The sequence below is a fragment of the Bartonella sp. CM31XJBT genome, from assembly GCF_028618555.1.
In the GTDB taxonomy this organism is placed as follows: Bacteria; Pseudomonadota; Alphaproteobacteria; order Rhizobiales; family Rhizobiaceae; genus Bartonella.
The window spans coordinates 17,301-30,207 of the sequence record NZ_JAQITD010000016.1 but is presented as its reverse complement, the minus strand read 5'-3'; the positions used below and the strand labels follow the sequence as shown (position 1 = coordinate 30,207).

At 42.1% G+C, this 12,907-nt stretch carries 11 protein-coding genes; all 11 read right to left on the bottom strand.

Annotation, left to right across the window (positions count from 1 at the left end; genetic code table 11):
• Positions 1-545 precede the first annotated feature (545 nt).
• The 11 genes from PVV63_RS07370 to PVV63_RS07320 all read right to left on the bottom strand — a co-directional run bounded on the left by PVV63_RS07370 (position 546) and on the right by PVV63_RS07320 (position 12,743).
• Positions 546-1,550 carry a phage tail protein gene (locus PVV63_RS07370; protein ID WP_273791310.1) on the bottom strand — a complete coding sequence of 335 codons (1,005 nt, stop codon included), beginning with the start codon at positions 1,548-1,550 and terminating at the stop codon, positions 546-548.
• Complete coding sequence (locus PVV63_RS07365; protein WP_273791309.1) at positions 1,547-2,686, bottom strand: tail fiber domain-containing protein; 1,140 nt, start codon at positions 2,684-2,686, stop codon at positions 1,547-1,549. Before PVV63_RS07365 ends, PVV63_RS07370 begins: the two co-directional genes overlap by 4 nt.
• Positions 2,683-3,165, bottom strand: coding sequence for a hypothetical protein (locus PVV63_RS07360; RefSeq protein WP_273791308.1), 483 nt, complete (start codon positions 3,163-3,165; stop codon positions 2,683-2,685). The genes PVV63_RS07365 and PVV63_RS07360 overlap by 4 nt, the downstream gene beginning before the upstream one ends.
• 316 nt (positions 3,166-3,481) lie before the next feature.
• Positions 3,482-4,945, bottom strand: coding sequence for a hypothetical protein (locus tag PVV63_RS07355; RefSeq protein ID WP_273791307.1), 1,464 nt, complete (start codon positions 4,943-4,945; stop codon positions 3,482-3,484).
• Positions 4,946-5,024: 79 nt separating this feature from the next.
• Complete coding sequence (locus PVV63_RS07350; RefSeq protein WP_273791306.1) at positions 5,025-5,159, bottom strand: hypothetical protein; 135 nt, start codon at positions 5,157-5,159, stop codon at positions 5,025-5,027.
• A gap of 121 nt (positions 5,160-5,280) precedes the next feature.
• Complete coding sequence (locus tag PVV63_RS07345; protein ID WP_273791305.1) at positions 5,281-5,475, bottom strand: hypothetical protein; 195 nt, start codon at positions 5,473-5,475, stop codon at positions 5,281-5,283.
• A 21-nt stretch (positions 5,476-5,496) separates the two neighbouring features.
• Positions 5,497-6,192 (bottom strand): hypothetical protein, encoded by a 696-nt coding sequence (locus tag PVV63_RS07340; RefSeq protein WP_273791304.1) that lies wholly within the window; start codon positions 6,190-6,192, stop codon positions 5,497-5,499.
• Positions 6,193-6,275: 83 nt separating this feature from the next.
• The gene (locus PVV63_RS07335; protein WP_273791303.1) at positions 6,276-7,394 is read right to left on the bottom strand and encodes a N4-gp56 family major capsid protein; all 1,119 of its coding nucleotides are present in this window, start codon (positions 7,392-7,394) and stop codon (positions 6,276-6,278) included.
• Positions 7,395-8,206: 812 nt separating this feature from the next.
• Complete coding sequence (locus tag PVV63_RS07330) at positions 8,207-8,980, bottom strand: hypothetical protein (protein WP_273791302.1); 774 nt, start codon at positions 8,978-8,980, stop codon at positions 8,207-8,209.
• A gap of 566 nt (positions 8,981-9,546) precedes the next feature.
• Positions 9,547-11,397 carry a portal protein gene (locus PVV63_RS07325; protein ID WP_375654315.1) on the bottom strand — a complete coding sequence of 617 codons (1,851 nt, stop codon included), beginning with the start codon at positions 11,395-11,397 and terminating at the stop codon, positions 9,547-9,549.
• Positions 11,382-12,743 carry a PBSX family phage terminase large subunit gene (locus PVV63_RS07320; protein ID WP_273791300.1) on the bottom strand — a complete coding sequence of 454 codons (1,362 nt, stop codon included), beginning with the start codon at positions 12,741-12,743 and terminating at the stop codon, positions 11,382-11,384. Before PVV63_RS07320 ends, PVV63_RS07325 begins: the two co-directional genes overlap by 16 nt.
• Positions 12,744-12,907 lie beyond the last annotated feature (164 nt).

The window sequence follows — 12,907 nt, the reverse complement described above, 5'->3', positions numbered from 1 at the left end:
CTTCTGAAAGGATTCCGTCTGCTGCTCACTTATATGATTCACTTGCATAATACTTAACCAAGCAAATCCTTCTCTAAACAATTGCTAATGTATTAAATACTTTAAGCTATCTTACTGATATAACCGCCTTCAATAATAGTGTTTTAATGACGGTGTTTTACGGTATAATAGGATAAAATTATCTAGGGGCTTTTTGTCATCGCACAGCAGCGCTTTAACCCCAGCACTTGAAATAATGGATCACGACACCACAAGAGAGAGGCATTTGGGATAAAATCTTTATTCCTCAGTAAAAAACGCCATGAATAAAGAAAGTTTTTTGTTCTCCCTCTACCTTCAATAATCACTGTCTTGATCCTCTAAAGAACAATAGGCAAACTGACCTTTAGACATCCAACAAAGGCAGCACAAAAAATAAAATAATAAAGAGAATTGAGTTTTTTTTCTAAAGCGCCTCAAAACTTTCTACACAATATATTCAATAAGACTTTTTTTCATAACAAACATTTTAGCATTTTTATCTTTCTCTCACACAGCTTTCATTCTCAGGCTTTGACAGCATAAACCACCGCCATATTGACGGGGCGTGTTTCATCCCCCCCTGTTTTTTGCAACAAGACCTTATGTTCATGCTCTCCCGCAACCTTCGTTAACCGATCTTTATTGTAGACTTGAGCCAGATTTTTATAATATTCACCGTGATTCATATCCCAAACTAGCTTGTCAAACATTGGATAACTATGCTGGTGGTTACCTGTTGAATCTGTTTTTCCCTCATGGGTATGGGATTGAAAAGACTCTTCTTGTCGGCTTCCCAAGCGACGTCCTTTATCAATTTCTTTTCCACTATCGAGCCCCCGTAAAAACATTCCACGCAAATCGGGAACATTGAATGTTGTTCTCCCGTCTCCTTTTCCCCATGTTTCTCCCAGAACAGCAAAGAGATTGGCATAGTTCCTTCGCGAATATTCTTTACCATCACACAGTAACCATCCAGAGGGTATTTTTTCTGTAGCAAAAGTCCCGATAAATCCAGAAGAAAAAGTTTCCGGTAAAGGAGGAAAAGGCGGAATTTCAGGAAGTTTTATAGTAGGATTGGTTAAAAACCAGCCATCAGCATTTTTTCCGGCAATATCACGCGTATAGACGACTTCATAAAGCCCCCCTTTTTGAATTTCCCCGCCCTTTAAAGGCATAATACCCTCTGGCGTTGCCATATAAGTTGGTCTTGGCGGCAATTGATTTAAAGAAATATTTGTTATTCCTCTGTTGACGCCTTGTGCTTTAAAGCGCACAACAATGCCATCCATATAAGTCTCAAAAAAAGACTTTGTTGCCAAACGAAGTGATGTCCTCTCGTTCTTCACATCGACAGTAAACTGTGTTTCAATCACGCCCCCATTATCCAACAAATATTCTTTGATGCGTTGCATCATAGCGCGAGCACTATCATTGACTGTGCTTGGCGGTTGCCCTTCTGCCCAGTTTATATTCTCGTCGGCATAAGCATTTTCTGATGCAACAATTGACCAATCATAAATCGAACTCATAGAAGATACTCTTTATTCAAAAAGGGAAAACGAGCAAAAAATGAAGAAAAGAAAGCCGCAATTTTATTTTTAGATGCCGGCATTTTCTCCATTTTCATTTTTTCCATTTTCAGGCCTATTTTGTCATAATCAACATGCAATAATTTTGTTTTCGCATTGACATAAACAGCTTCAGGGTTCACACGCAACACGTCTTGCGCCATAACGCCCTGATAACGTTGTGGATTTCCCTTATAATTAAAGGTATAAAGTGGATATCCCTTTTTCTGCCCCACAGGGATAATATTTTCTTTTGCTCTCACATCACAAAGCCCTAAAATTCCTCCGACCAATCCAAGCACTTGCTGCGCATCACGCAATGGATCTTTTGTCACAGAAGGCATTGTCGTGGATTTTCCTGAAGTCGTTCCGTAATTTCCAGCAGCCTGTGTCCCTACCTGTAACAAGCTTTGCAATCGGTTCCAATCTTGATTATCTTTTTCTGACCATTTTTGGCGTTCAGCATCTAAGACATTTTGACGGTTTATATCTTGAATCATGCCCCCTTTCAAAGCATTGCTTTGCACGTTACTCTGTCCTTGATAATAGCTATTTGCCGCATTAACTTGATCATTCTGAGAGCGATCAATCATCTGGTTTGCATTCATCATATTGTTAATATCTTGATTATATTGCTGTGCTGCAGCATTTGTTGCCAAGGCGCCTAACTCATCGGCCAGCACACCAGTATGAGCCCCAGAGCCATAACGTCCTGCTCCCGACATCGATTGATTAATTGCATCGGACGTTTTATTCAGAGCATTTTGCAATGCAGTATTAAATTTACTATTGCTTCCAATCCAGCTTCCCTTAGCCATACCGGAAAGATTTGTAGCGCTGTTGGTTGGTGCATTCAACCATTGCGTTACCGTTGGATTGTTATAGAGCCCTGCTGCTTGTTGTAAACCGGTCAGCGCATTTTTTGTCATATTGCTAAGACCAGCGACTCTGTCTCCCTGATAAACGTTTCCGCCAATTCCTTTATTATAAAGTCCAAGTGCATCAGCACTGGCTTGTTTAAGAATATCAGCCGCCCAAGCAGGTGGAGCATTTGTTTGTGTTGTTGTCTGCACTTGAGGTGTGGTTTTTCTACTCATGGGTTCAGAACCTTTCTATATTGAATAAGATTACGAGAATATCCGTGATGAGCGAGCTTTTTCGCCCATCCAGTTCTTCCAAACATGTGCATTTCTTCAGCATTAATTGTTCGCGCCCATTTTTCGACTTCATCAATCAATTTGACCAATTTCAGCCCTCCCTCTCCAGCAAGATCAGAGAGAACGACGCATTTTTTTCCCGTATGGGTTATTTCAACTTTGGTAATTGCAAAAGCACTAAATTGGATTTTATTTTTTAAGACCAGCCACAATTGTGCTTGTCCTGTAGCGATTTCTTCAGCAATTTTTTCCAGACAAACATCATCCGGAAAGCGCTGAACATATTTTTTCAATGCAGCATTGAGAGCCTCTTGATAGGGAGCTATTTTTTCCCATGGCCACTGCTCTGTCAGATGAGCAGAATATAAATCTTGACTCTCTTGTATCATAATTTTAGCTCTTTTAGCTTTGTCACTCATCTCCCCTCAAATAACATTCCGTCTACGCATTTCACGCATTCCATGCCCCCCGCACAATAAAAGAAAAAAGCCCCATCATCCCTTTGTCACAACAAAGAGGGAACTTTTTTCTTTATAAAAATAAACCATGGTGCAGCCTATTTTCCTTTATCGCAGAAAAGCATGAAACATAACGCACCACCTTGTTCTTCATATTATAAAGACACAGCTTATCGCATTGTGCCTTTATTTATAAAGGCTTGGGAAGTCTATGGGGCATTTGTTCTTTAATAATAAGAGGCTTGAGCCTATCGCATGATATTACAAAAGGGCATGCCTATCGCATGCCGGCCCGCGTCAATTCCACATCAAATCCAGTGACATGAGTCCAATTCACCCCTTCAGGAATACGCAATTTAAAGCGATAAAACCGTGCCCTTGCACGACAGTGAATTTGTCCAGTATTATAAGAGGGCTGTTTTTCTGGCAACCAAACAGTTTCCTCTTCAAGAGATTGTCGAAAGCGCATTCCCACAGACAAATAAAACTTTCCACTATTGACTTGAGGCATAATATTTTTCACCCGTGTTATCATGCCATTTGTCTGCCCCATTTCTTGTGATGTCACGACACAAGCCATAGGACCCCCAGAAAACGAACCCAGTCTCCCCTGTTGATCAAATGCCCCCAGAATAGGCGATTCATTTTTCCAAGCTTTACTATCGAGAGAAAAGGACAAATCGTCAATATTCTTAGTCACAAAATCAAGACCTTCTAGGGTTGTTCCTGCTAAGAAAATAGGCAATATCATTTTGATATCGACGAGAGCTTTTGTCCATTTTTGCAATCCCCAATCATAAATGAGCAAGATACGTTTATGAAGGTTCTCATCAGAATCAACCATCCAATAAACACGATTATACACCCCATCGATAGCAGCAGACAGAGTGTACAGATTATCCTTCCTTGATTTTGCGGTCATCGTTCGATCGACTTTTTCGAACCCAATGGGTATAATCTGTCCCTCATTTGTTATTTGATAAAACCCGCCCTCATCGGCAAAGAATGCTAAATCGCCTCTACAAACAATTGATTCAGCATTTTTTGCGCCTCGTTTATCGTGGATTTTTTGGAAACTAAAAATAATCTTAGAGCCAGGAATAAAAGAACCAGCATAGATTGCAGAACGCATAAAGATAATTGGATTTGTTGTCTCCGTTGCCCCTTGGACGAATCCGCCATCAGGAAAATCTTGATAATCACAACTTTTTTTTCCCACGGTCCAAAATTCAGCATCATTTAATCCAGACCAATGAACCCGTCTTGGATACTCAGTTAATTTCATCAAACAAACGAAATCTCCCCAGATTCGAACAATCCCTGCCTGTGGTGGATTTCCTCCTAAATTTCTAAATGTTTTATCATGATTAATATCAATCACTTGTGGTTTATCATTGGCATTCACAGCAATGATAAAATCACCAAACAAAGCAAAAGACCACGGAGCATCAACATTAGCCAGATAAGATTTTCCTTTTTGGCTAATATCTTTCCAGTTCATTGTTGTATTATCAAGTAAGTAGATTTTATCTCTTGTCCCGACAATAATAGAAACCCCATTTTTTGTTTTAACCGCAAGAGTGCCTAAGATTGGCTCCGGACAAGGCTCTGATAAAGGTTCAAAACTTGGCATAGGGATATAGGAGCCATCCGCCGGGAGCACATTAACAAGTTCATCGGTAAAAATTCCATTGATATCCGCCACATCGGGTCGATAATCAGCGATTGGGAAAAAAGCCATCAAGACCCCCATAAAATCTTTGAAGAGCCCAGTGCCATTCAAAACACCAAGGCTTATTGATAAAAAACCACAAAAGCCCTTAAAACTCTAAAGGCATAAAATTCAACAAAATAAACAACCTTAGGTTGTTTAACGCACCAAAAAAAACGATACCATAAATAATGGCCACCCCAACGCCATCCACCAGCGCCAAACCAAAATCAACTGCCCGCAATCACATCAACCCCCACAATGACGGGGGAAAGAGCCATCAAGAGCCCCCCCCCATAAAATCTTTGAAAAGCTCAGTGCCATTCAAAATACAAAGGTTTATGGATAAAAAACCACAAAAGCCCTTAAAACTCTAAAGGCATAAAATTCAACAAAATAAACAACCTTAGGTTGTTTAACGCACCAAAAAAAACGATACCATAAATAATGGCCACCCCAACGCCATCCACCAGCCCTTCACCATCAACACCCAACGCGCAAATCCAGCCATAAGTGACAAACCAGCCATCAGTGCCAAACCAACCTTCAACGCCAGCCATAAACGATTTGAAATGAACTTTTTAAAAACGCATTGGGCGAATCTTTGAAGAACCTTTTCGGCGCGATGTTTCAATGCGCAAAGCTTGAAGCTGTTCTTGAAAATCTCTGAAAGAAACGGCGGCATATTCAGGATCTTTAAGGATATTTTTATAAAGTTCATATTTTGCCCGTGCTTTAATAAGATCAAAAGCATAAATCAACCAAGGGTTATCATCCTCTTTCAGCTGTTCATCAGCAAAATGAACAGGAGCATAAGAAAGCTGTACAGTTTCCACATGTTCTGGTGTTGGAAAGAGTCCTATTTTTTGATCAAGGTACGTATAAAAGAATGGCGTTCCTAGCGCAGGATGCATACCATATTGTTGATGCAACACTTCCAAGGGCTTAAAGAACAACTTTGTTGGTGTTGCATTCTTTGTTACTAAAAAGACGCCCTCCAAACTCTTTTCTGCTTCAATAAAACCCCCCTCTTCTTGCCCATACCATGTTTTACCACTCTGTGTTTTAAACGTCCTTTCTCTTTTTTCATTAAAGAAAAAGGGTTCGCGTTCACACAAACGCAAAGCCGTAAAAATTGAATCTTGAATTTGCAGGGAATATTCCGCTGTTGTATCATCAATTTCATCTTGAATAAGCGCGACCATATAAGCAAAAGTTTTAGAATGGTCTGAATGTGTAAGGTTTAGATTTTGGGGATCAGTGGATAAAGTGGTCATAAGCCTGTCCTTGTTTCTGGAAGCATTTTAAATTTTTCCCCCAACAGATCCCTCTTGTTGGGGGAAGAGAGCAAACATTCGCTTTAAGCGGGTGCTCCATAAGTTGGGATGACAATAGTGCCAAAATCCTGAGCCCCTTGCGTACTTCCTGGCAAGGTAAAGCAAGTTTTTTTCATACCAATAATGGTTTTTGCCGCAACCCCGAATTCTCTTTCATAGTCGAAGAGTTCTTCCACCAATTTATAGCGTGTCGCCCCTCGATCTTTACCAAAAGCAATCACAGCACTCTGCGCACCAAGCAGAACAGCCCGCCGCACATTTGGCACAGCTTTATTAGCGGTTCCAGCTTCGACCCCTTCGGTAATATGTTCAGCTTCGCGCAAAACCACACCATTATACATGCCCAAAGACCCATCATAGAGCGGATTTTTGATACGACTTCCACTATAGATTGCCTTAGTAATGTCGAGCCATTGCCCCGCATCAGTATTGGTTCGCAATTGTGTCACTTGGGTTGGATGAAGATAAAGCACATAAACATTTTCCCCATCGATCCGCACGGGTCTAATTTTAGGATTTGCCAATTTAGCCCGTTCAACCGCTTTATCAATCAAGCTGAGATCAAAAACATCATCTTCTTTTAAGTCCTCATCTTTTGCTTTATCGTTAGGACGTACCACGCGTTTATTGGTTGGTGCCGTTGGCGCATTAAACCCATAATGAACAGGTTTAAGGGTAATCGTGCGTCCTTCAAAGTTAATTGTTTTTGCGGTATAACCACACACTTGAATGAAGAACATCATACTCAGACGATCTGCATACCAATCAACCAAACCATTTTTTGCCTCGGTGCGCAAATCATGGAGAATTCGTTGTTGATCAATCGTTCCCTCATTTTTGACACGCACGGCATGAACGAGTTCATTAATTGCCAAGCGATCATTGAGAAACTGTAAAGCTTCTTCATTGCCTTCCAATGTCTGCCCTTCGCTCACCCCATCGCCTAGCAACTGCACACGCAAATTAAAGCTAATAGCATCCCCACTTGCTTTTGTGGTTTCATCTTTTAATTGTACGATACTGTTTGAATCATTTCCAATCAACGGTGCAATTGGAAGTGCTTTTGAGACTTCTTGGTTTAGTAATTTAGACCATGTGCGCACTGCCATTGGGTCATTAAGTCCGATATAAGTTACAGTCATTTTGTCCTCTAAAAGTTTTATTGACATAAAAAACCCGGCAAAGCGCCGGTTGTTAAAACACCACATTTCATTTCAAATGGTGAATAGGTTGTTTGTGAGTTTTATCTAATTTCTGTTAGCGTCTGCCTCCCCCTTATAAGAGCTCTCCTCACCACATCCGTGCTGTGAGAAATCCCCCCGCATTCTCCTGCGCCAAAAGCCTCTTAACGTTCCCGCAAAAAACACTCCCCCGCATTCTCCTGCGCCAAAAGTCTCTTAACGTTCCCGCAAAAAACACTCCCCCGCATTCTCCTGCGCCAAAAGCCTCTTAACGTTCCCGCAAAAAACACTCCCCCGCATTCTCCTGCGCTAAAAGCCTCTTAACGTTCCCGCAAAAAACACTCCCCCGCATTCTCCTGCGCCAAAAGCCTCTTAACATTCCCGCAAAAAACACTCCCCCGCATTCTTCTGCGCCAAAAGCCTCTTAACGTTCCCGCAAAAAACACTCCCCCGCATTCTCCTGCGCTAAAAGCCTCTTAACATTCCCGCAAAAAACACTCCCCCGCATTCTCCTGCGCTAAAAGCCTCTTAACGTTCCCGCAAAAAACACTCCCGCATTCTCCTGCGCTAAAAGCCTCTTAACATTCCCGCAAAAAACACTCCCCCGCATTCTCCTGCGCCAAAAGCCTCTTAACGTTCCCGCAAAAAACACTCCCCCGCATTCTCCTGCGCTAAAAGCCTCTTAACATTCCCGCAAAAAACACTCCCCCGCATTCTTCTGCGCCAAAAGCCTCTTAACGTTCCCGAAAAAAACACCTGCCACATTCTTGTTTTTAAAATTCTCTTCCCCCCATTAAACGATTAAAAGCGGCTTTATTTTTAGGATCAGAAACCCAAGCGCTAAACTCTGCTTCTGACATTTTATCAAGCATATCCAAAGAAATCGGCCCATTTGGCGTCAAGCCGTTATAAGCAGCAAGAGTACGTGCAGAATTGTGTCTTTCCTGTAAATTTTCACCCATGTTATTGGGAACATTTGTGTAGCCAATTTTTTGTGCAATAGAGTAAATCACTTCAGCCGGATTTTGATTTTTTTGCGCACAATCGCGCAAGATCTGCTTCAACTCATCACCAATCAACGCATCAATATTTTTGGGATCGGCCATCTCAGGATAGAGCGAAGCACAAGCTGCCAATTGTTTAGCCCGTGTTTCATAAATAAAATCAGCTGCTTGATCAAAATCATCATGCTTTTGTTTAACACTTGCAACAGACTGCTGAAAAAACGCATGCAACTGTTCTGCTTCGCGAGCCAGAGAAGGCTGTTGTTTTTCATGTACAAGCCCTTGTTTTTGGAGTGTTTTTCCCAACCATTGCATATAGCCCATAAAGTCTTTTTGCGGATCTGGCGCAGCATCCTCGCCCCCTTGAACCTCTTTTCCAGCTTTTTGCGAAGAGTCCTGTTGTTGAAGCATTTGCCCTTGAAAATTATCTTCAAGAGTTTTTTCTTCTCTTCCAATTTCACCATTTTCTCCCTCTTGTGTTGAGACCAGAAAATCTTGTTTCAATTGGTTTTGTTCTGCCGGCGTTAAGTGTTCTTGATCCATGACATTAGCCTTCTCTTTTTTTTAACAATAAAATAAAATTTTTCAGATAAAACAGCCCCATAAGCACTTATCCCCTCAATGCTCTCTCATCATTTAGCATCAGCATTCCCCACCATGTTCACCCCACATGACGGCAAGCCTCCCTCTCTACCTTGCGTTCCCCCAACAACACTGCCCTACAAAACAGTTCTTTTAAGAAAAAGGAGCCCATGCACTACAAAAATCGATAAGCCCATTCTGCACCCACCATCCCCACCATGTTCACCCCACATGACAGCAAAACTCCCTCTCCACCCTGCTTTTCCCAACAGTCCTGCCCTACAAAACAGGTCTTTTAAGAAAAGGGAGCCCATGCACTACAAAAATCGATAAGCCCATTCTGCGCCCACCATTCCCCACCATGTTCACCCCACATGACGGGCAAGACTCCCTCTCCACCCTGCTTTTCCCAACAGTCCTGCCCTATAAAACAGGTCTTTTAAGAAAAGGGAGCCCATGCACTACGAAAATCGATAAGCAATTTATGATATATGGCGTTTATCAGAAGTCACGCATGACAAAGCACCCTATTGTTGAGCCTTTGCTGTCTGCAACATCTGCATTATCTGCTCTGTCCCCACATTATCCCCCATCTGCGCTGAGGCATTTTGCTCTTCTTGAAAAGAGTTTTGCGCCTTTATCGCAATTTTATGAATAAGTGAAGCTGGTAAAGGCGAATAGCGTAAGAGATCGAGCATAATCTCAGGCGTTGTAAAATTTTGCATCAAAGGCAGCAATTGCATGATCAGTGCAAAAGTACGCTCTTTTTCATTAAGACTTGTTGGTGCATCATCCACGACAATATCATATTCCAAACTTGTCACCATTTCGCGTGTCAGCGGCACATACTGGGCATTTTCATCACCAGCAATACGCACCAACCGCCCATCGGACAGATAATTTTGAATAAGATAGAGAATAATTTTTCCCTGTCGTTGCCGATATCGACGCAACCCATCAAAAAAGGAAGCCAAAAGATTAAGTGACGATTGTCGCCGTTGTTGCTCAAGAATGCCGGGCTGATTGACAGCTCGCGTCCCAATAAATTCAGAAGACAACCCCGTCACCTGTTCGAGAGCGCTCTTTGCTTCATTAAACAATTGGAAAAACCCTTGCGGAAATTGTGCCATGGGTTTAGGCTGGATTCTTCCCCCAGACACCGCCCCACTTTTCAACCAAGTAATACTATCGGCTCTAGCCCAACTCTCGAGGGCTTGTCGATCATCATCAAAAGCATCGCGCTCTGCCATAATTCCGCCTTTTGATTGGCTATTGAGCAAATGCATCACTTGACTAAAATATTTGTTTGCCCACCGTTGCGGATCTTTTGTAGGGCGCACAATTCCATAAAATTGCCGGCTTAACTTATCAAAAGTACCGGTAATACACTCCCATCCCAATTGATTGGGTGGAACCAAAGGCTTATCAGGCGCTTCAAGCAGCTTTCTACCTAAAAATGCCCGTTTGACAATTTTTCTGTTCAACCTTGTTGCTTGAACATGAGGAAAGGTTTTGCTTAAATTTTGGAAATCCTGCTCTGAATAATCGACAAACTTTCCACTTAGAGGCTCAAGAACTTTATAAACCACCTCGCGTTCAAACCAGCGACATTCTACCAATGTCACCATTTTAGGACGTTGATAACCACTCCCCTCTTCTCCTTGATACCCCCTCTCGGACTGATAACTTTGTGTCATCCCATCGCTGGTTGAATGTAAAAAACTCTGATGTTTAACCCAATCAGCATTAAGGTCACTCCAATGAACATGGGGAAACATTTCCTGCGCCACAGCAAGGGGTTTTTCATCAATATACCATAAGCGTTGTGCATCAATGAGATTAGACTTGACAGCACTTGCATCCCACACCATTTTCATCGGGTCTAAACGTGCAATGATTGGTTTTCCTTGCGGATCTTGTTCATAATCAAGGCGTGTATCTGTCCAGCCCATTCCGCAAATAATTGCATCTTGAAAAGCATCGGAATCTTCGTATTCCCCATCAGCTTCATCACGAAACCACTCAGCCGCCCCTGTCAAAATCTGGTTTGCAAAGGCAGCCCCTTCTTGTCGTGGAATAAATTGCACTTGTCTTTTATTATTGCGCTCAGCCCCAATCACGGCATTAATTAAAGGCGCAATACGGTTAAAAGTCATAACCGGTCTGTTTTGTTCGTGCAAGACAGCCAAGTCTTGCTCATTCCATTGCCGTCCATTATAAAAATCGTAATCTTCTTGGGCATTTTTTCGCCATTTTTCGACATGATCAATATCATCCTGATACCAACCCACGAGTTTTTTAAAGAGAGCTTGATTTTCAAGCGTTTCGATTTGATTAAAAGAAGAATCTGTAGAACTATTCATTAAAAAGCCATCCATGAAGTTTGAGAATGGTGAAACGAGCGATAAGGTTTTTTTCGCGCTCTAGCATTTGGCTGTTCATAAGCCACACACATCAGTCCAAAGGCATCGGCCCCATGGCTTGCCCAATCATGTTCAGCGCCTAGTCCGATATTGCGCTGTTCGTCGCGCTTTTCATGATACCAAGCAAGCGCTTTTCTGCCCGCACATGTCGTTTCACGATTAAACCATAGTGCAGGAAACAACCGCCTTACGGCTTCGATACGCATTTTCACAGCGCCTGTTCCTTGGTTAGGAATTATTTTGGTTTGAAAACCGGCTTGTTGAAGGGCACTTTCAAAACTCACATTATAGACACGATCTTTTGTTGCGCCATCATGAGGCAAAACCATAAGAGCCTTTTCATATCCCCTTTGAAAGACCCAGCCCACATGTTCTGAGAGAGGTTGACCTTGGGCTTCATAATAATCGAGCACTCGGATTTCCCGTCCAACAAACTGCGCGACCCACAATGCGGTAGCATCAGCCTTTGCGCCTGTTCCCCCGATATCCCAAAAGATTCTCACCTGCATCAAAGGATCACGTGGAACAGTGGTAATCCGCCCTTCCATTTCGGCTTCGAGAAGACATTTCTGATAATAAGCCCCTTGGACAGCTTGGAGATATTCGCCTTCCCAAATATGGTTATACTGCTCTGGTCTTTGCTGCAAATCGTCCATTCGATCACGATTGAGTTTTTCAGGAAATTGCGGATTATCACGCCAATTGATTTCCACCCCTTTGATATGAGGATTATCGACATTTCGGAAACGTTTTTCCACGGCTGCATTTTCATGGCACGGGTTCCATGTGACCCATAATTCTGCATTCCAATCTTTTCCTTCTTCGCGCAAAGTTGGAATAAGTGTTTGCCAAGCAGTCTCAGTCACGGGCTCGGCTTCATCGACCCAACAAAGGAAAACGCGCCCCATTGATTTAATACTTGCGATATTGCGATCAAGCCCAGCAAACACATAGACAATCCGTCCATCTTTTGACTTAATATATTTATCACCGATTTCATAATAGTCTTGTAAAAAAGGATAAGCTTCGATAGCGCGTTTAATTTCTTCCAAAGAACTTTCATTAAGAGAATTTTGAAATTGCCGTGCACAAAGAATAATACCGCGTTCTCCAGCCATTCCATGGCGATATCCCACCACAGCCGACATCAAAGCAAAAGAACGTGTTTTTCCAGAACCGCGTCCTCCCCAAGCGGCTCGCACATCGGCATTTCCAGTAAAAACAGGAATAAGCTTTGGAATAAGAGCCACTTGAGCCGTATTCTGCTCAATTTTTTGAGAAATTTTCTGAACAGTTGTCATTATAAATTTTCATATTTTAGCAATAATTGCGCTTCACTCTTTTGCTTATCCCAAGTTTAATTATCCCAGAGCAATTGAAGGAAAAGAGTAATTGAGCGAAAAGAGCAATTGAACGAAAAACGCCCTTCTCAAAAGCAGCGCTTTACCTTCCTTCATCCTAATAT

Excerpts from the sequence above, each read along its gene's own strand:
- PVV63_RS07370 (WP_273791310.1), bottom strand. The coding sequence starts at position 1,550 with ATGAGTTCGATTTATGATTGGTCAATTGTTGCATCAGAAAATGCTTAT.
- PVV63_RS07365 (WP_273791309.1), bottom strand. The coding sequence starts at position 2,686 with ATGAGTAGAAAAACCACACCTCAAGTGCAGACAACAACACAAACAAAT.
- PVV63_RS07360 (WP_273791308.1), bottom strand. The coding sequence starts at position 3,165 with ATGAGTGACAAAGCTAAAAGAGCTAAAATTATGATACAAGAGAGTCAA.
- PVV63_RS07355 (WP_273791307.1), bottom strand. The coding sequence starts at position 4,945 with ATGGCTTTTTTCCCAATCGCTGATTATCGACCCGATGTGGCGGATATC.
- PVV63_RS07345 (WP_273791305.1), bottom strand. The coding sequence starts at position 5,475 with ATGGCTGGCGTTGAAGGTTGGTTTGGCACTGATGGCTGGTTTGTCACT.
- PVV63_RS07340 (WP_273791304.1), bottom strand. The coding sequence starts at position 6,192 with ATGACCACTTTATCCACTGATCCCCAAAATCTAAACCTTACACATTCA.
- PVV63_RS07335 (WP_273791303.1), bottom strand. The coding sequence starts at position 7,394 with ATGACTGTAACTTATATCGGACTTAATGACCCAATGGCAGTGCGCACA.
- PVV63_RS07330 (WP_273791302.1), bottom strand. The coding sequence starts at position 8,980 with ATGGATCAAGAACACTTAACGCCGGCAGAACAAAACCAATTGAAACAA.
- PVV63_RS07325 (WP_375654315.1), bottom strand. The coding sequence starts at position 11,397 with ATGGATGGCTTTTTAATGAATAGTTCTACAGATTCTTCTTTTAATCAA.
- PVV63_RS07320 (WP_273791300.1), bottom strand. The coding sequence starts at position 12,743 with ATGACAACTGTTCAGAAAATTTCTCAAAAAATTGAGCAGAATACGGCT.